The following is a 19,591-nucleotide window of genomic DNA, read 5'->3' on the forward strand; positions in this document are numbered from 1 at the left end:
TCTCCGTTCTCGGTGTTCCGTCCTCGACCATTCGCGGGATCTGGCACGCTTTTGGCCGGGGCCATCTCCGCTGGTTGGCGCCGACCCGACCGCCGACACGCATTGAGGCCAGTTCTCGGCCACCAGAGCGCCTCTCTGAAGGTCCAACTCGGCTGGCGGCTAACACCCTCAGGCATGTGACTCCCAGCGCTGTCTGGCACGTTTTGCCGGCGCTATTTGGCACGGTGCCGATCGGGCGAGGTGGCGGCAACACGGGCGACCCTGCACGCCGAGCACCTCGGTGCCCTGATTCGTGGATCGGCTGGGCACGGCCGTTCCCGGTCGATGGTTGACTGGTGTCGTGCCGACCTCAGACGACGTACGACGGCTCGCCGAGCAGCTCATGGCCGAGTTGTCCCCGCAGCAGCAACAGACATTCCTGGCCGCGATCGGGGCGGATCATTCGATGGCGTTGATCGAGAATGCGCGGCGAACCCCCGAGCCCACGGTCGGTGATGCCCCGACCCGCATCCGCGGCTTTCGGGTCCGGCTCGACCTGGCCGGCGCCAAGCCCCCGGTGTGGCGGCGGCTCGAGCTGCCCGGCGACCTCCCCCTCGACCGGCTGCACCTGGTGATCCAGGCCGCGATGGGGTGGCTCGACGGCCACCTGCACCGGTTCCGCACGGGCAGCGATCCCCGGTCGCCGTACTTCGTCACACCGTTCGACGTCGAGGAGGGCGAGGACGGCGTGCTCGAAGACGGCGTCCGGCTCGATCAGGTGCTGACCGGCACCGGTGACCGCCTGTGGTACCAGTACGACTTCGGCGACGACTGGGACCACGTGCTCGCGGTGGAGGCGGTCCTCGACCAGCCGCCCACCGAGGCGCGCTGCACCGGTGGCCGGATGGCCTGCCCACCCGAGGATTGCGGCGGGATCTGGGGGTACACGGAGCTGGCGGCATGGGTGCGCGGCGGGTGCGACCCGGGGTCCGTCCCGGCCCCGTTCGAGGACGCCGGCCACGCCCGCGACTGGCTGCCGCTCGACTGGCACCCCGACCGGTTCGACGTCGACGAGGCCAACACCGCTCTCGCGGCGGCGGTGGCCGCGCCGCTCCGGGTGGCCGGGGAACTGGCCGCGCTGTGTGAGCAACTGGAGCGGGGCGGCAACCGGGCACTCACGCAGCTGCTGGAACGGTCGGCGTCACACACCGCGGTCGAGGTGACCGAGGCCGATGCCGCACGCCTGATCGAGCCGTACACCGTCCTGCTCGACGTGATCGGTGACGGGGTGCGGCTGACGAGCGCCGGCTACCTTCCGCCGGCGCTGGTCGAGCAGCTCGCCGAGCGGACCGGCGTCACCGGTTGGTGGATCGGCAAGGCGAACCGCGAGGACCTCACGTGGCCGGTCGCGCAGCTCCGCGACAGCGCGCGAGTGCTCGGCCTGGTGAGTGTGCGCAAGGGCCGGCTGGCGCCGACCGCGCTCGCCCGCCGCAGCGGTAACCAGCCACTGGCGCTGTGGCGGCACATCCTGTCCCGACTACCGGTGAGCAGAACCGAGTTCGACCGCCAGGCGGGCTGGCTGGCCCTCGCCGTCGTCGCCAGCGGCACCCCGGCCGAGGAATGGACCCGCGAGATCCGAAACCTGCTGCTCGGCCTCGGCTGGCGCGTCCAGGGCAGTCCGTCCCCCGACCGCGTCGCCGTCGACAGCCCCACGCTCGACGTCCTCGAGCTCCTCGCCGGGAAGACACGCGGCAAGATCACCGGCACGGATCCCGCCGTCGCCGCCACCGCCCTCGCCGTGATCGGCCCCGACCGCTGACCCGAGCACCCCTCGGACTCAACCGCCCCCGGTTCTATGGCATGGAAACGATGGTTCGCGAGATACCCCGAACCCGAGGACGTTTCCCCAGGTCGTCGGTGTCAAGTTTCCCGTGTCCGCGGCTACGGCATGTGCTCGGGGGTTCGTCTTACGCTCGACGGCTGCGGATCGCCCTTGGCCCGGGTCTCCACAGCGATCAACTGGCACGGCGATCAACTGGCGAGTTCGTCGTCGGCATCTACCACCGGCGGGTGAGGTGCACTTGGAAACGGAACGTCTACTGCAACCTCACCTGAGCAGCAACCAACCGGATCGTGCCAAATAGCGGTCGGCAAAACCGTGCCAAATACCGCTGGGAATCACAGTTCGGCTGTCAGTTTCAGGAGTGGACTGCACGGCTTCATTGAAGCTTCCGTCCTGTGCAGCCGCCTTCTGATTTCTGTGGTCGGGAGTCCTGTGCACCGTGGACGACTTCGATGGCCGCGGCTCGAACGCGATGCCGACCGTTGCCGCACTCGACCCACTCGGGGTTGGGCGGCCTTGTCGGTGCCGCTGATCGTCGACTGCCACGGGCAGGGTGAACTGGTCGGATGATCTTCACCGTAGCTACTGCTGCCTGTCGAAGGGTTCGACCCAGTAGACGATACGGTCGGCGACGACCGCCTCGTCGGCTGTGACGAGCATTCCCGCCGCTGGCATATAGCGCGCCGAGACAGTCGGCCAATTCGAGACCAGCCAGGTCGCTTGGCGCATCCGGCCGCACCAACCTGTCCACTCCGAAGCATCCGCCCGAGCTGATCAGGGATACGGGGGCCGGAGAGGAACGAAGACGACGACGGTGTGCCCGGGCGCTGCTGTTCCCCACCTCCCTGTGGACGGGAGGTGGGGAACAGGAGCGCCGCGGATGAGGGACGCGGCCGCATTCAGTTGAGTGGAGGATGAGCGCCGAACCGCGGGGTATCAGACGGTCTGGGTGGAGGACCCGGTGAACCACTGGATGGACTGGATGATGGCATCGAGAAGGCTGGTGGTGGGGGTCTTGACGACGAAGTGCAGGACGTCGAGCAGCATGAGAATTCTCCTGTGGTGTTCGGTGGGTGGGGTGGGACCGGGCCGGGTCGGCGGCTCGGGGGAACGGGATCGCCGGCCGAGGCCTTTCTAGAGGGTGATCGGGGGTCCGTAGGCGGCGAAGGAGTCGTCGGTTTCCTTGGTGGAGGCGGTCCACTGCGAGTAGGTCCGCAGGGAGACCGGACCGGCGGCGCCGTTGATCTGGAAGTGGATGTTGTCGAGGTTGACGTTGCCGTTGCCGGTCGTCATCGTCTTCTTGTCGAGGGAGACGGCCACGATCTGCCCGGGGCGGATCGGGACCACCCAGTTGCCCTCGAGCGGGGTCTGCACCGACATCGTCAGGGTGGGCAGGCCACCGACCGGGAGGCCGAGGCCCTCCTGGGGTGTGATGCCGACCTTGCCGCCGAGCGAGAGGCCGTTGGAGACGTCGAGCAGGTAGCCGACCTCGACACCGACGTCGAGGGTGCCGGCGGTGATCGGGGCACCGCCGCTGGATTTGACGGCGGTGTTGCCGCCGAAGAAGACGTCCTTGTCGAACGGGGTGCCGTTGAGCGGGATCACGTTGTTGATCCACTGCCCGGACTGCACGACCTCGAGGTTCGTGCCGAGCACGGTGGTCTTGGTGGCGGAGGAGTCGGCGATCGGGATCACCGCGGCGTTCGCGGTTCCGGTGCCGAGCCCGAGGGTGATGGCGGCCAGGCCGAGGAGGGTGGCGGTCCGGGCGGGGGAAAGGATCCGGCGCAGCCGGGATGTGGTGCTGTCCTGGTTCATGTCGTGTCTCTCGTGAGGACGATCGCCCGCATGCGCCGGGGGCGCATCCGAGCGGAACCGTCGGGGAGGCTGGCGTGGGCCAGGACCGGTATTCCGATCCCGCGACAGCGTTACGGCCCGCGGGTAACACACGATGAACGGACGGCGTCGAGTGCCTGACCGCCACGAACATAACAATCCGCAAACGGACACCGAAACCCATTGTCACGCAAACTATTTGGTCCGTTTCGCGCTCTCAGCGAATTCTCAACGACCATCGCGTACCGTCGGCACGCTATCTCTGTGGGTTCATCGAAACCCCTTGTGCTGCATCCTTAGAACAGGCTCCGTCGAATTCGCGGATGGGGGCCGTCCGGGTTGCCGATGGTCACCGCAGCGGCCATGCTGTCCGGGTGTCTGCACTGACCTATCCCCAGTCGATCGTCCTCGGCGCGCTCCAGGGCGTGACCGAGCTGTTCCCGATCTCGAGCTTGGGCCACTCGGTCCTGCTGCCCGCGTGGCTCGGCGGCTCGTGGGAGGCCCTGGTCACCGAGGGCGACTCCGACTCGGGTACCCCGTTCCTCGCCTTCATCGTTGCCCTGCACGTCGCGACCGCCGTCGCACTGCTGATCTTCTACGCCCGCGACTGGGTGGCGATCATCGGCGCGTTCGTCACCACCGTGCGCACCCGCCGCATCGAGACCTCCACCGAGCGGCTGGCCTGGCTGATCATCGTGGCCACCATCCCGGTCGGGATCCTGGGCCTGCTCCTCGAACACCCTTTGCGCACCTTGTTCGCCACCCCGCTTGCTGCCGCCATCTTTCTGACGGTCAACGGGGTCGTCCTCGCGGCCGGTGAGGTCCTTCGCCGGCGGGCCGCCGGGGCGGTCGAGCCGGCCGCGGTCGGGGCACCCCCGCACGCGGTGTCGGACGAACCGCCCGAGCGCGCCCTGGCGGCCCTGAACTATCGGGAAGCGGCGGGCATCGGGGTGATCCAGAGTCTGGCCCTCCTGGCCGGGATCAGCCGGTCGGGCGTGACGATGGTCGGTGGCCTGCTCCGGGGCCTGAGCCATGAGGACGCCGCCAAGTTCGCCTTCCTGCTGGCCACCCCGGTCATCCTGGCGGCCGGTGTTCTCAAACTGCCCACCCTGGTCGGTCCGCAGGGCGACGGCATGCACGGGCAGATCTTGGTCGGGGCCCTCGTCGCCGGTGTCGCGGCATACCTGTCGGTGAAGTTCCTCACCCGTTACTTCACAACCAGGACATTGACCCCGTTCGCCGTCTACTGCCTGGTCGCCGGGGTCCTGTCGATCATCCGATTCGCCTGACGAAACCAGGCCCTGTGGGGGAAACCAGGCCCTGTGGGGTCCATCGTCGCGATGATCGCCCAGGGGCACTTGTTCGACGAGATCGTCCGGATACGAAGAACGGGACCTCTGGATCGACGTGTACCGCGCCGAGTCGGTCACCGGCCCGGTCACGGTCGCCGTCGGTGCAGACAGACTGCGAACCGATCGAATCCACGCGGGCCGTGGTGGCGCTGCTGCTTGCCGCGGGGCGCACCGGTGCCTCGTCGGTCTGGTCGCGGTGGCGACGTATCGGCTGATCGGTGCCGCGGTGCGCCCCTCGTGACCGCCGACCGGAGCCACCTAGAGCATGTTGTGGTGCTCAGCCGGAACCGCCGCGGGCACGGTGGCGGGTGCTGTCGCGGCAGCGGCCAGGGCGGTGTCGAGGGACCTGATGGCGGCTCGTTCGACCAGCAGGGGGACGAAGTCCCGGATCCGGCATCCGTCGAACCGGTGATGAGCGGTGTCGACCATCTCGCCGACCAGGTCCGGATCGACAAACTGGTACCGGCGGACCAGCTGTGCGCGCACCGCGTCGAGATGCTGCTTTTCGGTGACGTCCATGACCAGAATTGTCCTCCCGCACATTCCGCGTCGGGCTGTTTTCTCACGGTCTTCAGGGTGGAACGCGGGCTCCGGCACCGCCGAGTGTCTGGGTCGTCGGGTTGACGGGTCGACCGGCGGGCTGCACGATCTTCGCCAGGCCGCAGCGCTGCCGTCTCGTGTGAATCCCGCGGCATGAATCCTGTCGCGCCGAGCAGGAGGTCACCGGATGACACCGATCAAGCACAACCCCGATATCGCCCAGGCGCAGGTCTTCATGGACCTGCTCAACACCGAGATCGACGTCCTGGCCGCCCGCATCGCGGAGACCGAAGCCGACGCACGCCGTCCCGGAGCCCTGGACCGGCCGGGTGCGCGCGTACGGCCGGAGGAGGACACCCTGCGTGCGCGACTTTCCGAGGCTCACCACCTGGTCGCCCGGCTCACCGCACGCTATCCGGAGCTCCGGGGCGTCGAACGGAACTGACCCGAGGTTTCATCGGGACCTCACCCGCGGCGGGGTGTTGAGGAGCGTTCGGCTGGGAACAGTGCCACAGTGCTCACGCTCGCGGGGAGGCCGATCTGTGGCCACTCGGCGGTCAGCGCCACCATCGATACCGGTGGCGATGCCGGCAGCCAGTACATCGGCTGGGTCCGGTACCGGCATGTCCCCGCTGCCGACTCCTGCCGATCGGGGCGGTGCAGGAATGGGTCGGCGACGGCAAGTTCGTCCGTTCCGGCCCACACATCCAGATACGACCATTGCGCCGACGGGTCCGCTGGGTTGGTGAGCGGGCGGGTTTCATGCCGCGCTTGTTCGGCCCGCTGGCCGGTTGCGGTCAGCGTCAGGTGCACCGCGAGACCGGACGGATACGCCACGATCCGCAACAAATCCAAGGTCAGGTGGGCGTCCGCGGACAGGAGTCGGCGGCCGTGCACCTGGACACCGCCACACGCCGGTGGTGCGGTCGCGGGCCAGCGGAGTCTGCGCACGAACCCGATGTTGCCCGACCACCACGGCGGCCGCAAACACACTCGGTTGCCGGGTATCGCGGCGGTTCACGGCGCTCCTGGTCGAGCCCCGCCCCGCCCTCCAGCTGTATAGTTTGTCCTGTCAAAAGGATTCGAGGAGGAGGTGGTATCCGATGAAGAAGTTCAGCGAGGAAGCATCAGATGAGGGCGGCGGGGTCGTGTCGAACGGTGACCTGTCCTCGGACGATATGGCCGGAGTGGTGGAGGCCCTCACCGGAGAACGCGTGACTCCGCGACGGGCGTCCCGCAGACCCGCCGGGTCGACCCGGCGAGCAGGGACCAACTGAGCTACAGGGGCTGACGGCGTGCTGCCAGAGGTGGCGTCCACCCCGGTGCCCGACCGCCGGCCTTGTGTCGCCGGTACTCGTTAGTGTCGTCTTGGTCGGGCGGCTGGGGTAGACCGCGCCCACGCCGACTGGTTGACACCCCAAGAAGGCCGCCTCTTCCGGGGCGGGGTCAGTGAGCGAGACGAGCGGCGTCCGCCCGCGCCCGCTGGGCGGCCTGTTGTTCGAGTGCGTACAGCAGCCCGAATGCGAATCCGTTCTCGCCCGGCGTGGCTCCGGCGCGGGCGCCGAGCGTGCGGAGGGTCTGCGCAGCCACGACGCTGTCCTGGTGCTCGCCGAGAATCTTCTGGATCTTCTTGTATTTCTTGGTCGTCTTTTTCGCCTTCTTCTTCCCGAGGATCGGGACGGCGAGTTCGGCCGCGTAGCGGGCCCGCTTGGCGGCCTTGCGCGCCCGATGGAGCGCCGCGTCGTCGGGGTCGGCGACCGCGGCGGTCAGCCTCTTGTTCGCTTTCCGCCCGGCCTTGCGGGTCGCCTTCGTCACCGCAGAATCGGTGGCGGCGGCAGCCCAGGGTGGGGCGGTGCGCCACCGGCCCACCGCGGCGATCAGGTCCCGGTAGCGGTCACTGCCGAGGGCGTCCATCGCGTGGCCGCGGTAACGGTGTTGCTCGGCGAGCAAATCAGTTTCGATGCGGGCGGCGACCGGCCCCATCACCAGCTCGGTCGGCAGGCCCGCGACCGCGGTGGCGAACCGTGTCCGTTGCACCTGCCGGTCCCGAACCTCGCCGAGTATCCCCGCGTACCAGGACAATTCGGCGCCGAGGTGAGTTGCGGTCTCGGCATCGAAGAGTTTCTTGAATACGCGCAGGGTGCTGCGGAACCGTCGGATCCCCACCCGGGTGGAATGGATCGGGTCCAGCCCGCGGCGCAGCCACACGTCGCCGGCCACGATCGCCTGGACCTGGGTGTCGAGGTACACGGTGAGTGCCTCCTGCGCCGGGGAATCGAAGTCGACGCCCGTGGGGGTGTGATCGCCGGCGAACGCGTGGTCGAGCGTCGATGTGTGCGTCGAGGGCGAGGCACCGGCCCGGGTGAGCCGTGTGCCGACCGTGGTGAGCAGCGGCTTCTTCCCCTCGTCGCCCAGCATGATGTCGATTTCCCGCCATTCGCTGACCAGGGCGGCGTCTCCGGCGACGGTGGCGTGCACCAGGTCGTCGGCGATCTCCGCGAGGAGGTGCTCGTCGCGGTCGAGGAGGCGGTGGGTGCGCCGAGTGGTGGACAACGTTGCCACCCGGTGGAGGGGTTCGCCCAGTGCGATCCCGGTCACCAGGGTGGTCAACTCGTCGGGGACCGCATCCCTGTCGGCGGAAGGCGTCCGGATGTCGGTGCGGGCCTTGTCGGCGGGGACCGTCAAGTGCCATCCGGTGTCGGTGCCGTCGGTGTGATGAGCCAGCGTGATGTGGTGCCGGAGCAGGTCGCGGTCGGCGGTGTCGTAATAGACCGCCGACGGGTTCGCCTCGCCGGTCTCGATGCGTCCCCCGGCCGGGATCAGACCACCGAGATCCGGCAGCAGGACATCGAGGCCCAGATTGTATTTGACGGCGCGCTCTCGCTGCGAGGACACCATGAGTCCAGTCTGCACCCCACAGCAAGACCACCAGTGGCAATCGCGGGGCAAGGCGCTCGGACGGACTCGCCCGGTGGTACCGACACAGGCGCATCGTTGTGCCTTTCATCAGGCGGACGCGATATGTCCACTCGAGAGGGGGCGAACGTCGTGGCTCACGTCGTCTCGTGTGGTGTCGGGGCGTTGTCGGTGGAGCGGCGGCCGACCAGTGCCGGCAGGATCCAGAAACCGAAGAACATCAGCAGGGCCACTGCTGCCGCGATCACCCCGGCGAGCATGTTGACAACGAAGCTGAAGATCAGCAGGACGACACCGACGAGGGCGAAGCCCAACACGGTGATGCCGCCGATCGCCAGTCGCTGTCCGGTCGCGACGAGGGTGGGAAGGGCATGCTGGCGGAACAGCAGTCGGTGTAATCCCACTGGTGCGACCAGCATCATCGTGGCGGTGACCGAGCAGGTGACGGTGACGAGGTAAATCACCTCCTGTGTGTCGGACAAATCCTGGAAACGTTGCTGGAACGGCAGGGTCAGCAGGAATCCGGTCAGCAGCTGGACGCCGGTCTGCACCACCCGTAGCTCCGACAGCAGATTGCTCCAGTTGCGGTCGAGTCGCTGGGTTTCGGTTTCGTGCCGAACCTGGCGATTCCAAGCGGCGTCGTCCCGGTCATCTGTGCTGTCCATCCCCACCAAGTACCCGCTTTTCGGGCACGCTCACGACTGGCCAGTGTGAATGGCGGTGGCGATGGCGCGGGTGCTGCCACCACGGGGCCGCGGAATTCGCCGGGGGCTGGGTATCGGCGAACCCGGTGGAGGTCCGGTAGGCCCGCGATGGGGACGGCGTTCGTTGAGCCGCCGCCCCGATGGTGATTGCGCCGCCCTCGTCGGCGCGCCCAACCCCTCCTGCAGTGTTAGGCCGATTCCAGGGCATCGCCGATCTCGTGCAGGGCGCGGTGGTGTTTCTCGGCGGCCATGACGTGCCCGGCGGCGATGATCACGGCGACGGGCCATTCGATGATCTCGAGTGCCGCGAGGGCGCCGAGGGCGGCGTAGAACGCGAGGTGCTCGGGTCGGGGGATGCCGACGCTCCCGACGATCGGCAGCTTCACGGCGAAGCTGTCGGCGTGCCGGACACGTTCGACGGTGTCCCGGTGTGACCGGGTGGTGGCTGACTTGTCGGTCATTGCTTGCCTCCGCACTGTGTGGGGTTTACCGGGGGTTCGTTTCGGGTGCGCAGGGTGGCAGCGTGGCGAATTCTGCGGTCGATGTGGGTGGAGATCCGGTGGTGTCCGTGGTGGCGCGGGTGTTCACGCCGCCGTTGCGGGAGCTGTACGCGCTGCTGGCGCGGGTGGGTGTGGTGGAGATCATCGACTGAATTTCCATCGGCCGCCTACTGCCTCGGTGCCAGTGGTTGTGGAGTGGCTCCATTCTTCCGGCTCGCGAGGACGTCGACGGCACTGGCCGGGTAGGACAGGGTGCGGTCGTAGTTGCCGGCGGTGTGGAGTAGTTCGCGGATCGTCTGGCTGATCCCGGGTGTGCGGGTGAGTAGGTCGGGGGCGATCGCGGCGGCCGCGGTCGCCGCGGCGGCGGATCCGAACCCTTGGGCCCAGCCGAGCGGGCCGAGGGGCACGCAGCCGAGGAACTGGCTCACTCCCGGGGTGCTGATCAACGCCACCATGACGGCGATCGAGCCGACCGAGGTGGTGACGACCAGCGGGCTGCGGGAGTCCAGCAGAATCTGTCCGAGCTGCGTTCCGATCAGTGCGACCAGGGCAACGGTGGCGGCCCGCCGGGGACCGCCCGTCACGCTGGCCATGGCCCACGCTGCGGTGGCACCGGCGGCGGTGGTGGCGCCGCGGAAGGCGACGGTGCGCAGCAGGGCCGCCTCGTCCGGCCCGTGGGTGACAGCGACCCCGTTGTGGTTCGTTGCGCTGACCGCCAGGGCCGCGGCGGGAAGCGCGTCGGTCAGCATGTTCACCAACAACAATTGGCGCGCGTTCAACGGTGAGCGCCCGGTGAGCACGCTGCCGATCAGCGCGAACGCGACCTCGCCGGCGTTGCCGCCGACGAGGACCGCGACCGCGGCCTGCACCCGTCGCCACAGTTGGCGACCCTCGTCGAGTGCGTCGAGCAGCGCCCCGACCTTGCCGTCGAGGAGGACGACGTCGGCGGCGCCGCGGGCGGGAGCGCTGCCGTGCGAGGCCACGCCGATGCCGACGCTGGCCGCGCGGATGGCGGCGGCGTCGTTGGCGCCGTCACCGACCATGGCGCACACCCGGCCGATCCGCTCCAGGGTCTGCACGATCTGCACCTTGTGTTCGGGGGACATGCGGGCGAACACCCGGCGGTCCTGCACGGCCCGCTCCTGCTCGCGGTGTGGCAGCGTGTCCCAGTCGGTGCCGCTGATCACCTGATCCTCGGTGACGGGCATGCCCAACTCGCCGGCGATCGCGACGGCGGTGACCGGGTGATCCCCGGTGATCAGCCGGACACCGACGTCCTGGTCCAGCAGCGCGGGAAGCAGGCCGGCGGCGTCGGCGCGGGGAGTGTCGGACAGTCCGAGGAGACCCACCGGGTGCAGCTTCCCCGCGGACAGCTTTTCGAGCACCGCGGGATCGTCGGTGGCCCCAGCCGCTTCGGTTGGAGTGAGCTCGCGCTCTCCGACGGCGATCACCCGCAGCCCGGCCGCCGCCATCGACTGCACCCGCTCCTCGAGCGCGGAGTCGGCGTCGCCGAACGCCTCGAGCATCACCTCCGGTGCGCCCTTCACCGCCAGATGAGTGTCGGACATCGCGGCGGCGTAGGAGCGGCCCGAGCGGAACGGTAGGTACGCGGCCCGTCGCGTGCGGTCCTCCTCGGCGGATTCGGTGTGGGCGGCGTCGACGATGGCGACGTCGGTGGCGTGATCGGGTGGTCCGCCGTTCGACGACCACCCGGTCCGCGCGGCGAAGGACAGCACCTGTTGCCGGGAACAGCCGGGTGCCGGTTCCACGGCGGACACACGTAGCCGGTTCTCGCTGAGGGTGCCGGTCTTGTCGAAACAGACCACGTCCACCCGCCCGAGCGCCTCGACCGACCGTGGGACGCGGACCAGCGCCGAGGATGTGGTGAGCCGGCGGGCGGCGGACATCTGCGCGAGGGTGGCCACCAGCGGCAGGCCTTCGGGAATCGCCGCCACGATGACCGCGACACCGCTGGTCACCGCGGACCGGACCCCGACACCACGGAGCAGACCGAGCCCGGTCACGACGGCGCCGCCGCCGAAGCTGACCGGCATCGCCCGCCGGGTCAGCCGGCTCAGCTGTGCATTCAGGCCCACCTCCCGCACCTTCGCCGGTGCGAGGGCGGTGGCGCGCCGGGTCTCGGTGCCGCGACCGGTCGCGGTCACCAGGGACACGGCGGCTCCGGCCAGCACCGTGGTGCCGGCGTAGAGCATGCAGGTGCGCTCGGCCAACGGCGCACCGGGTGTGGGGTCGGTCTGTTTGACGACCGGCAGGGATTCCCCGGTCAGCGCCGACTCGTCGACCTCGACGCCCGCGGCCCCCAGCAGCCGCCCGTCCACCGGGACCACCTCACCGGGACGGACCTCGATCACCTCGCCCGGCCGGAGCCGGTCCGCGGTGACCTCGATGAAACTACGCTCGCCCCCGGGATAGGTGACGTCGACGTCGCTATGGTGTCCGTCGAGGTCGGTGACCTTCCGCGCCAACGGATCCTGCACCGCCAGAAGGCGATTCAAAACCTCTTCCGCCCGCAGTCGCTGGGTTGCGGAGATGCCGGCGTTGAGCACGACCACGGACCCCACCAGTACCGCGTCGATCGGCGAGCCCAGCACCGCGCTCGCCACCGAGCACGTCGCCAGCACCGGGGTCAGTGGATCGTCCAGCTCCTCGCGCACCGCGCGGACAAAGCGCCACCCCGCCGTGAGGGGCTGGATCATTCGGAGGAGCGGTGCGCTCCACGACCGGCTCGGGACTGATTGGGGTTCCTGCCCCGATGAGTCTGCTGCCGGTGGGGGTAGGAGCCGGCGCACTTCCTCGGTGGGCAGCGAGTGCCACTCGTGTCCCGGCCGCGGTGCGGGCAGGGGCGCGGTGAGTACTCCGCGGGCGTGCGCGCGTCCGATCCACAGTCCGGCGGCCGCACCGGCGGTGACCGACTCGGGTCCGCTGCCGGGGATACCGGGCAGCATCAGCAGGGTGCCGAGCGCGGACGCCTGCACGCTGATCTGCACACCGCGGCGGCTGGCCGTGCGCGCCGCGGGCAACGCGTGCAGGATGCGCCACACCCCGGTCAGCTCGGCGGCCCACAGGTGCGCGCCCCACGGCGGTGGGCTACCCGCGCGGGTGACGCCGATACCGACGTCGGCCAGTGCGAGGGCCTGCGGCGCCTGCGCCGTGACCACCGCGACCGCCGCGCCGTCTCGCTGGAGGTGTGCCACGGTTTCGCGCAGGGTGTCATCGATCGACCCGGTGATCGGGTCGAGGCGATCGAATCCGTTGCGCAGCGAGCGGAGTCCGTCGTCGTCGATCGAGATCACCTGGGCTTGGGCGCGGCGGGCTTCGGCGACGATCGCGGAGGCGTACGGGTCGTGGACCGGGCTGACCAGCACCCGGGCATCATCGTCGGCAGAAGCGTCGTCCGGGGTGGTGTCCGCGAGGCCGGGCACGGCGGTCACGGGATGCCACCCCGCGGCGAGCCGGCCCTGATCGACCGCGGCGCGGCCTGCCTCCCACACCCGGGTCCGGTCGCGGTCCGGGACTCCGGCCACCCGACTGACGGTCAGGGTCGCGGTGTAGAGGACGCGGGGATCGATCACCACCGCGTCGACCCGGTCCAGGCGGCGCAGTGCCTCGGGGCGAAGGGGCAGTACGTCGTGCCGATCGGCCAGCCCCCGGCCCAGGGTGCCGGCGAACAGCTCCCGCGCCGTCCGGGTGGCCTTGGGGGCGGACACCAGGGTGGCGGTGCCGATGCCGGCCGGGTTGCGGGTCAGCGCCCCGATCGCGACGTCACCCGCCAATCCGGCGAGTCCGGCGTGCTCGGCATAGCGCTCGACCGGACCCGTGGTGCGGTCGGGCCGCCACCCGGCCCGCGGCTCGCCGTCGACGGCGGCGGCCAGGGTCGGCTCGATCCGTTGCCACGCCCTCCGCCCCGACCAGGCCTCCGCGACCCGCGCGCCGCGCCTGGCGGCCTCGATGGCCAGCGAATCCGGGGACAGCGTCACCGTGTACGCGGTCGCGGTCGCGGCCGCGAACAGCAGGTCGGTGGCGTCGGGGCCCACCGCACTTTCCACGAGTCGTCGCAGCCGGGGCTGATAGTCGACCGAGATCACCCCGGACGCCAGGGCAGCGGGAAGCCGGGGCAGCCGCAGGAATCGCCCCACCAACGCGACACCCAATCCCAGGGTCGATACCGCGGCGCCGACCACCCGGGCGACCAGGACCGCGTCGTCGCCGGGCAGGTCGATGGGGCACCTACCCGAAGCCGCTGTGTCCACTGCGGTTTCGGCCTCGTCGACAACCCGGCACAGCGTCTGCGAGCTGGGACCGTCCGGCCCGACGGTTACCACGAGCCGCGACCACGGACGATGCAGTTCCGCCCTCTCGACACCCGGCACCGCGCGCACCGCGGACAGCGCCCGCTCCGCCACCGCCGGGCCGTGCGGGCCGCCGAGACCGCGCACCTCGATCCAGGTGCGCCCGGAACCCGAGCCGAATCGCCGTACCGGTGTCCCCCCGGTGGCCTCCCGGGCCAGGCCGGCAACGGATCTGGCGACGGCACCCGGAGACGGCCTGGGCACCGCGACCGGGGCCTTGAGCAACACCGACCCGACCCCGAGCGCGGTGGCCGTACCGACCAGGGTGGCGTCGAGGGCCGCCGCGGCGCCGGCGGCGGCCGCGTGCGTTCCGGTGCGTACGCACCGGCCGGGGAAGGACACGAGGTCCTTCACCCATCCGGCACTCACGGGTGCGGCTGCGCCGGGACGGTCGACGGCGTTGCCCCGGAAGTCTTTCCGGAAGCCGCACGTTTGGTACGGGGACTCGGAGAAGATACCGCGGCGGCGGTGGGCCCATTCGGGGGCGACACGACTTTCGGTCCACTCGGGGAGGACACAGTTTCCGGTTTTGATTTTACGGTTCGGTCGGGGGGCTCGGGCCTGAACTGGCGCAGCACCAGCGCCGTCCCGCCGGCGGCGAGGACGATCGGCCACTCCACCAACCCAGCCGCGCCGACCGCACCCAAAGTCGCCAACGCCACCGGTGTCGAACGGCGACCATATTGGGCGCCGTCATAGGCGCCCTCGACGGCGCCTCGGATACTTCCCCCGAAGCTTCCCACCGCGGCGCCGCCCACCGCACCGACCGCGGCGGTGGCGGCCTCCCCCGCCCCGGTGACAACCCGCGCAGTGCTCTTCAGAATGTTCATCACATTCACCCGATTTCGCGAAACGCACGCCCACAACGAAGTTGCGCAATGGGCTCGATTACCCCCACCCGCAACCCTAATCCTCGGTGAATGGGAAATGAACAGGTAGTGCCTATCAGATGGACGAATATGCCATGCCCTTCGGCGTGTCTTTGTGAAGCGAAGGGCAGCGCCATACGTTCCGTTGAATATCGACCACCCGGGCACGGATCGCGGACGCTGGAAAGGTGATCGGCACCGACGAGGAACGCCAGCTCATCGAACAGGTCATCGAGAGGCTGACCCGCAGACACCCGGACATCCCGGGAGGTGAAGGGTGAAGTGAGCGCCGTGGTGATGTCTGCGTACGACCGTTTCCGCGGCCGAAAGGTTCGGGACTTCGTGCCCCTGCTCGTCGAACGCTTCGATGACCGACCCGTGTCCTGAACTGTCACCGTGACTGGGGGCGATCTGAACTTCAGTGTGAAATGGCGGGACTTCAAGGTCGTCATGAAGTCCCAGAAGTTCTCGACCGACCGAGTGGGGACTGTGCCCCGGTCCACCAAGATCCGGATGGTTAGGTTTGCCAATCCTGTATGTAGCATCATTTTCTGGAGACGGCTGGGACAGGTCCCGCTGCGGTAGAGGACGGACAATCGATGAGGATGCGGATCGGACTGATGTCGGGGCTGGCACTGGCCACCGCCGCGGTGTTGACGGTGTCGGGATGCTCGAACTCCGGTTCGGATGGTGGGACGGACTCCGGCGGAGCCAACCAGATCACCGTCTACAACGCCCAGCACGAGTCGCTCACCCAGGAATGGGCCGACGCCTTCACCGCGGAGACCGGCATCGAGGTGGAACTGCGCAACGGCAGCGACACCGAACTCGGCAACCAACTCGTGGCCGAGGGGGACCAGTCGCCGGCTGATGTGTTCCTCACCGAGAACTCCCCCGCGATGACGCTGGTCGAGAACGCCGGGCTGTTCGCCGACGTGAACCAGGACGTCCTCGATCAGGTCCCGGGCCAGTACCGGCCGTCGAGCGGCAAGTGGACCGGCATCGCGGCCCGTTCCACCGTCTTCGCATACAACAAGGACAAGCTGCCCCAGGACCAGCTGCCGAAGTCGCTGCTCGACCTGCAGGACCCGGCGTGGAAGGACCGCTGGGCCGCCTCCCCGTCGGGCGCCGACTTTCAGGCCATCGTCAGCGCACTGCTCGAGCTGAAGGGCGAGGACGCCACCCGGCAGTGGCTGGCCGGGATGAAGGACAACGTCCGCACCTACAAGGGCAACGGCGCGGTGATGAAGGCTGTCAACGCCGGGGAGATCCCGGGCGGCGTCATCTATCACTACTACTGGTTCGGCGATCAGGCCAAGACCGGTGAGAACAGCAACAACGTCGCTCTGCATTACTTCAAGAACGAGGACCCCGGTGCGTTCGTCAGCGTCTCCGGTGGTGGCGTCCTGAAGTCCAGCACGAAGCAGGATGCGGCGCAGCAGTTCCTGAAGTTCGTTACCGGCCAGAAGGGGCAGGAGGTTCTGCAGACCGGGACGTCGTTCGAATACACGGTTGGCAGTGGCGTGCCGGCGAACCCGAAGCTCGTTCCCCTCGCCGAACTGCAGGCGCCGCAGGTCGACCCCGCGAAGCTCAACAGCCCGCAGGTTACCGAACTGATGACGGAAGCCGGTTTGCTCTGAATCTCGCACTGATCGGCCGAGTGCGGTCGGGAGGCGCGGACACGACGCGTCGTCCGTCCGCCCGGCCGGGCATGCCGCTGCCCTTGGCCGTTGCCGCGGTGATCGTGGTGGCCGCATCGTTCATCCCGCTCGGGTACGTGATCGCCGCGAGCATCGACACGGGCTGGGACACCGCGTCGGCGCTGCTGTTCCGGCCCCGGGTCCGCGAACTGCTCACCAACACCGTGATGCTGGTCGTGGTCACGGTGCCGATCTGCGTCGCCGTCGGTGTCACGGCGGCCTGGCTCGTCGAGCGCACCCGGGTGCCCGGGGCGAAGGTGTGGGCGGTGGTTCTCGCGGCGCCGCTGGCCGTTCCGGCGTTCGTGAACAGTTATTCGTGGGTGACGGCGATTCCCTCCCTCGGCGGGCTGCACGGCGGTGTCCTCATCGCGACCCTGTCGTACTTTCCGCTCGTCTACATTCCCACGGCGGCGACGCTGCGCCGGTTGGATCCGGCCGTCGAGGAATCGGCGCGCGCCCTCGGCGCCGGGTCTTGGGCGGTGTTCTTCCGCGTCGTGGTGCCGCAACTGCGCCTGGCCATCGCCGGTGGGGCGCTGCTGGTCTCGCTGCACCTTCTCGCCGAGTACGGGGCGTTCGTGTTCATCCGGTTCGACACGTTCACGACGGCGATCTTCGAGCAGTACCAGTCGACGTTCAACGGAGCCGCGGCGACCATGCTCGCCGGTGTCCTGGTGCTGCTGTGCCTGACCCTGCTGGTGATCGAATCGGTCGTCCGTGGCAGCGCCCGGTATGCCCGGATCGGGTCGGGTGCGGCGCGCCGGGCCGTCCCCGCCGAACTCGGCTGGCGGTATGCGCCGATCGTGCTGCTGTTCCTTGGGGTGCTGATCGCCGCGTCCGTCGGTGTCCCGGTGGTCAGTGTCCTACGCTGGCTCGTCATCGGCGGGAGCGCGGTCTGGGAACTGGATACCGTCGCCGCCGCGCTGGTCCAGACCCTCGGCTTCGGCATCGCCGGCGCTGTCGTGACCTGTGTACTCGCGTTCCCGATCGCCTGGATCTCGATCCGCCACCGCGGACGATTCAGCCGTTTCCTCGAGGGCGGCACGTACATCTCGAGTTCGCTGCCCGGCATCGTCGTGGCGCTGGCGTTGGTCACCGTCTCCATCCGCTACCTGCATCCGCTCTACCAGACGGTCACCGTCGTGATCGCGGCCTACGCGCTGCTGTTCCTGCCGCGTGCCCTGATCAATCAGCGGGCCGGGCTCGCGCAGGCGCCCGTCGGGCTGGAGGAGGCGGCGCAGTCGCTGGGTATCTCGCCGCTGTCGGCGTTCTTCCGGGTGACGTTACGACTGGCCGCCCCGGCGACGGCGGCGGGCGGGGCGTTGGTGTTTCTGGGGATCGTGAACGAACTGACCGCCACCCTCCTGCTGGCACCGACCGGTACCCGCACCTTGTCCATGCAGTTCTGGTCGCTCAGCAGCGAAATCGATTACGCCGGTGCCGCACCGTACGCGTTCATCATGATCGTGCTGTCGCTGCCGATGACGTATGTGCTCTTCTCCCAGTCGAAAAAGGTGGCGGGACTATGACATTCGCACTCGAAGTGGACGGCGTCGACAAGTCGTTCGGCGGGGCGGCGATCCTCCGACAGGTCACGTTCGCGGTCGAGTCGGGGTCGACCACGGCAATCGTCGGACCGTCCGGCTGCGGCAAGACCACCCTGCTCCGCCTGATCGCGGGTTTCGAGAAGCCGGACGCCGGCACCATCGCACTGGCCGGCCGGGTCGTCGCGGGCGGTGGATGGGCGCCCGCGCACCGCCGGTCGGTGGGATACGTCGCCCAGGACGGTGCGCTGTTCCCGCACGCCACGGTCGGCGCCAACGTCGGGTTCGGGCTCCCCCGCCGGGCCCGCACCCCGGCGAGGATCGCCGAGCTACTCGAGATGGTCTCGCTCGACCCGTCCTACGCGGCCCGGCGACCCGACCAGCTGTCGGGCGGGCAGCAGCAGCGCGTGGCGCTCGCGCGGGCGCTGGCCCGGGAACCCGAACTCATGCTGCTGGACGAGCCGTTCTCCGCACTGGACGCCGGGCTGCGGGCAAACACCCGCAGGATCGTCGCCGACGTCCTGGCGAAGGCAGCGATCACCACCATCCTCGTCACCCACGACCAGCCCGAGGCACTGTCGTTCGCCGACCGGGTCGCGGTGATGCGCGCGGGCCGGCTCGCCCAGATCGGCACCCCGCGCGAAATCTATTCCACCCCCATCGACGTCCCCACCGCGCAGTTCATCGGCGACGCCGTCGTGCTGTCGGCGCACGTCGAGGGCAGCAGGGCACGCTGCGCCCTCGGCGACGTGGCCGTGGCACCGAGCGGCGTCCTCGGGAACGCCCGAGTCATGGTGCGGCCGGAGCAGATCGAGGTGACCACGGAGGGTGCCGGTGTCTCCGGGACGGTCGTCGACATCGAATATCTCGGGTCGGAGATGCTGCTCGGCATCCGCCTCGACACCGCGGATCGTGAGGTTCCCGAACGGGTCACCGTGCGCCGCTTCGGCGCCACCGACCTCACCCCCGGCGACCGCGTCGGTATCCGCGTCCTCGGCCGCGCCGTGACATACCCCACGTGAATCCTCGCCTTGGGCGTCAGGGTTGAACGACCTCGAGGAATGCGCTCAAAAGGGTATCGGTGTTCATGCCGCGGCGTGGGTGGTCCAGCGCGTGTGGTGGTGTTTGTATAGTTTCCTCGGCGCTCGGAACGACTTGGAGCGGAGTCTGGATGGTGAAGGGGGCTCTGTGCTAATGCGACTTCCGGGGGTATACCCCGCGCAGCATGATTCATGGGTGGTGGTCGAGGCGCTGAAACGGGAGGCTCTCGGGCCCGATTCCCGGGTGCTCGATCTGTGCGCCGGGTCCGGGGTTGTGAGTGTCTGCGCTGCCGAGCGAGGTGCGCGGGTCACGGCGGTGGACGTGTCGCGGCGCGCCGTGGCGACTACGTGGATCAATACCCGGCCGCACCGTCGTTCGGTGCGAGTGGTGCGCGGTGACCTCA

Annotated in this window: 18 protein-coding genes; 10 read left to right on the forward strand and 8 right to left on the reverse strand. The window is 69.2% G+C overall.

The features are described 5' to 3' along the window. The first annotated feature begins 340 nt into the window (after positions 1-340). Positions 341-1,798, forward strand: a complete 1,458-nt coding sequence (locus P3H15_RS42275) for a plasmid pRiA4b ORF-3 family protein (RefSeq protein ID WP_276142732.1) — start codon at positions 341-343, stop codon at positions 1,796-1,798. Between the two features lie 1,158 nt (positions 1,799-2,956). Here the strand turns inward: P3H15_RS42275 and P3H15_RS42280 are convergent. Then, the gene (locus P3H15_RS42280) at positions 2,957-3,637 is read right to left on the reverse strand and encodes an MspA family porin (protein ID WP_276142733.1); all 681 of its coding nucleotides are present in this window, start codon (positions 3,635-3,637) and stop codon (positions 2,957-2,959) included. Between the two features lie 392 nt (positions 3,638-4,029). On the opposite strand from P3H15_RS42280, the gene P3H15_RS42285 reads away from it, so the two are divergent. Next, a complete protein-coding gene (locus P3H15_RS42285) occupies positions 4,030-4,944 on the forward strand; it encodes an undecaprenyl-diphosphate phosphatase (RefSeq protein WP_276142734.1) in 915 nt (304 codons plus the stop codon). 321 nt (positions 4,945-5,265) lie between these two features. On the opposite strand, the gene P3H15_RS42290 is transcribed toward P3H15_RS42285, so the two are convergent. Next, positions 5,266-5,526 (reverse strand): three-helix bundle dimerization domain-containing protein, encoded by a 261-nt coding sequence (locus tag P3H15_RS42290; protein ID WP_276142735.1) that lies wholly within the window; start codon positions 5,524-5,526, stop codon positions 5,266-5,268. 208 nt (positions 5,527-5,734) lie between these two features. Between P3H15_RS42290 and P3H15_RS42295 the strand changes: the two genes are divergently transcribed. Continuing rightward, positions 5,735-5,992: a hypothetical protein gene (locus tag P3H15_RS42295; RefSeq protein WP_276142736.1), complete on the forward strand. Its 258-nt coding sequence runs from the start codon at positions 5,735-5,737 to the stop codon at positions 5,990-5,992. Positions 5,993-6,012: 20 nt separating this feature from the next. Here P3H15_RS42295 and P3H15_RS42300 read toward each other — a convergent pair whose 3' ends face one another. After that, positions 6,013-6,507 (reverse strand): serine/threonine protein kinase, encoded by a 495-nt coding sequence (locus tag P3H15_RS42300; RefSeq protein WP_276142751.1) that lies wholly within the window; start codon positions 6,505-6,507, stop codon positions 6,013-6,015. A gap of 143 nt (positions 6,508-6,650) precedes the next feature. Between P3H15_RS42300 and P3H15_RS42305 the strand changes: the two genes are divergently transcribed. After that, on the forward strand, positions 6,651-6,824 hold the full coding sequence (locus P3H15_RS42305; RefSeq protein WP_167540941.1) for a hypothetical protein: 174 nt from the start codon (positions 6,651-6,653) through the stop codon (positions 6,822-6,824). A 169-nt stretch (positions 6,825-6,993) separates the two neighbouring features. Here the strand turns inward: P3H15_RS42305 and P3H15_RS42310 are convergent, their stop codons facing one another. From P3H15_RS42310 to P3H15_RS42320, 3 genes are all read right to left on the reverse strand, one after another. Next, the gene (locus P3H15_RS42310; RefSeq protein WP_276142737.1) at positions 6,994-8,445 is read right to left on the reverse strand and encodes a CYTH and CHAD domain-containing protein; all 1,452 of its coding nucleotides are present in this window, start codon (positions 8,443-8,445) and stop codon (positions 6,994-6,996) included. 155 nt (positions 8,446-8,600) lie between these two features. Further along, on the reverse strand, positions 8,601-9,128 hold the full coding sequence (locus P3H15_RS42315; RefSeq protein ID WP_276142739.1) for a DUF6328 family protein: 528 nt from the start codon (positions 9,126-9,128) through the stop codon (positions 8,601-8,603). Between the two features lie 227 nt (positions 9,129-9,355). After that, complete coding sequence (locus P3H15_RS42320) at positions 9,356-9,628, reverse strand: hypothetical protein (protein ID WP_276142740.1); 273 nt, start codon at positions 9,626-9,628, stop codon at positions 9,356-9,358. A gap of 62 nt (positions 9,629-9,690) precedes the next feature. Here P3H15_RS42320 and P3H15_RS42325 point away from each other — a divergent pair, with 62 nt between their 5' ends. Next, positions 9,691-9,819 (forward strand): Rv1535 domain-containing protein, encoded by a 129-nt coding sequence (locus P3H15_RS42325; protein ID WP_276142741.1) that lies wholly within the window; start codon positions 9,691-9,693, stop codon positions 9,817-9,819. Between the two features lie 15 nt (positions 9,820-9,834). On the opposite strand, the gene P3H15_RS42330 is transcribed toward P3H15_RS42325, so the two are convergent. Next, positions 9,835-14,406, reverse strand: a complete 4,572-nt coding sequence (locus P3H15_RS42330; protein WP_276142742.1) for a cation-translocating P-type ATPase — start codon at positions 14,404-14,406, stop codon at positions 9,835-9,837. After that, the gene (locus P3H15_RS42335) at positions 14,403-14,867 is read right to left on the reverse strand and encodes a hypothetical protein (protein WP_276142743.1); all 465 of its coding nucleotides are present in this window, start codon (positions 14,865-14,867) and stop codon (positions 14,403-14,405) included. The genes P3H15_RS42330 and P3H15_RS42335 overlap by 4 nt, the downstream gene beginning before the upstream one ends. Before the next feature lie 336 nt (positions 14,868-15,203). Between P3H15_RS42335 and P3H15_RS55900 the strand changes: the two genes are divergently transcribed. The 5 genes from P3H15_RS55900 to P3H15_RS42355 all read left to right on the forward strand — a co-directional run. Then, positions 15,204-15,293, forward strand: coding sequence for a three-helix bundle dimerization domain-containing protein (locus P3H15_RS55900; RefSeq protein WP_369426227.1), 90 nt, complete (start codon positions 15,204-15,206; stop codon positions 15,291-15,293). Between the two features lie 212 nt (positions 15,294-15,505). Then, positions 15,506-16,546 (forward strand): iron ABC transporter substrate-binding protein, encoded by a 1,041-nt coding sequence (locus P3H15_RS42340; RefSeq protein WP_276142745.1) that lies wholly within the window; start codon positions 15,506-15,508, stop codon positions 16,544-16,546. Positions 16,547-16,617: 71 nt separating this feature from the next. Continuing rightward, complete coding sequence (locus tag P3H15_RS42345; protein ID WP_276142746.1) at positions 16,618-18,132, forward strand: iron ABC transporter permease; 1,515 nt, start codon at positions 16,618-16,620, stop codon at positions 18,130-18,132. Continuing rightward, positions 18,129-19,169, forward strand: coding sequence for an ABC transporter ATP-binding protein (locus P3H15_RS42350; RefSeq protein ID WP_276142747.1), 1,041 nt, complete (start codon positions 18,129-18,131; stop codon positions 19,167-19,169). Before P3H15_RS42345 ends, P3H15_RS42350 begins: the two co-directional genes overlap by 4 nt. A gap of 172 nt (positions 19,170-19,341) precedes the next feature. Beyond that, on the forward strand, positions 19,342-19,591 hold a 250-nt coding region (locus P3H15_RS42355), incomplete at its 3' end, for a methyltransferase (RefSeq protein WP_276142748.1).

Origin of the sequence: Rhodococcus sp. T2V (assembly GCF_029269925.1) — a bacterium.
Taxonomy (GTDB): Bacteria; Actinomycetota; Actinomycetes; order Mycobacteriales; family Mycobacteriaceae; genus Rhodococcus_F; species Rhodococcus_F koreensis.

Excerpts from the sequence above, each read along its gene's own strand:
- P3H15_RS42340 (WP_276142745.1), top strand. The coding sequence starts at position 15,506 with ATGAGGATGCGGATCGGACTGATGTCGGGGCTGGCACTGGCCACCGCC.
- P3H15_RS42310 (WP_276142737.1), bottom strand. The coding sequence starts at position 8,445 with ATGGTGTCCTCGCAGCGAGAGCGCGCCGTCAAATACAATCTGGGCCTC.
- P3H15_RS42335 (WP_276142743.1), bottom strand. The coding sequence starts at position 14,867 with ATGAACATTCTGAAGAGCACTGCGCGGGTTGTCACCGGGGCGGGGGAG.
- P3H15_RS42350 (WP_276142747.1), top strand. The coding sequence starts at position 18,129 with ATGACATTCGCACTCGAAGTGGACGGCGTCGACAAGTCGTTCGGCGGG.
- P3H15_RS42320 (WP_276142740.1), bottom strand. The coding sequence starts at position 9,628 with ATGACCGACAAGTCAGCCACCACCCGGTCACACCGGGACACCGTCGAA.
- P3H15_RS55900 (WP_369426227.1), top strand. The coding sequence starts at position 15,204 with ATGTCTGCGTACGACCGTTTCCGCGGCCGAAAGGTTCGGGACTTCGTG.
- P3H15_RS42345 (WP_276142746.1), top strand. The coding sequence starts at position 16,618 with ATGCCGCTGCCCTTGGCCGTTGCCGCGGTGATCGTGGTGGCCGCATCG.
- P3H15_RS42315 (WP_276142739.1), bottom strand. The coding sequence starts at position 9,128 with ATGGACAGCACAGATGACCGGGACGACGCCGCTTGGAATCGCCAGGTT.
- P3H15_RS42295 (WP_276142736.1), top strand. The coding sequence starts at position 5,735 with ATGACACCGATCAAGCACAACCCCGATATCGCCCAGGCGCAGGTCTTC.
- P3H15_RS42280 (WP_276142733.1), bottom strand. The coding sequence starts at position 3,637 with ATGAACCAGGACAGCACCACATCCCGGCTGCGCCGGATCCTTTCCCCC.
- P3H15_RS42290 (WP_276142735.1), bottom strand. The coding sequence starts at position 5,526 with ATGGACGTCACCGAAAAGCAGCATCTCGACGCGGTGCGCGCACAGCTG.
- P3H15_RS42305 (WP_167540941.1), top strand. The coding sequence starts at position 6,651 with ATGAAGAAGTTCAGCGAGGAAGCATCAGATGAGGGCGGCGGGGTCGTG.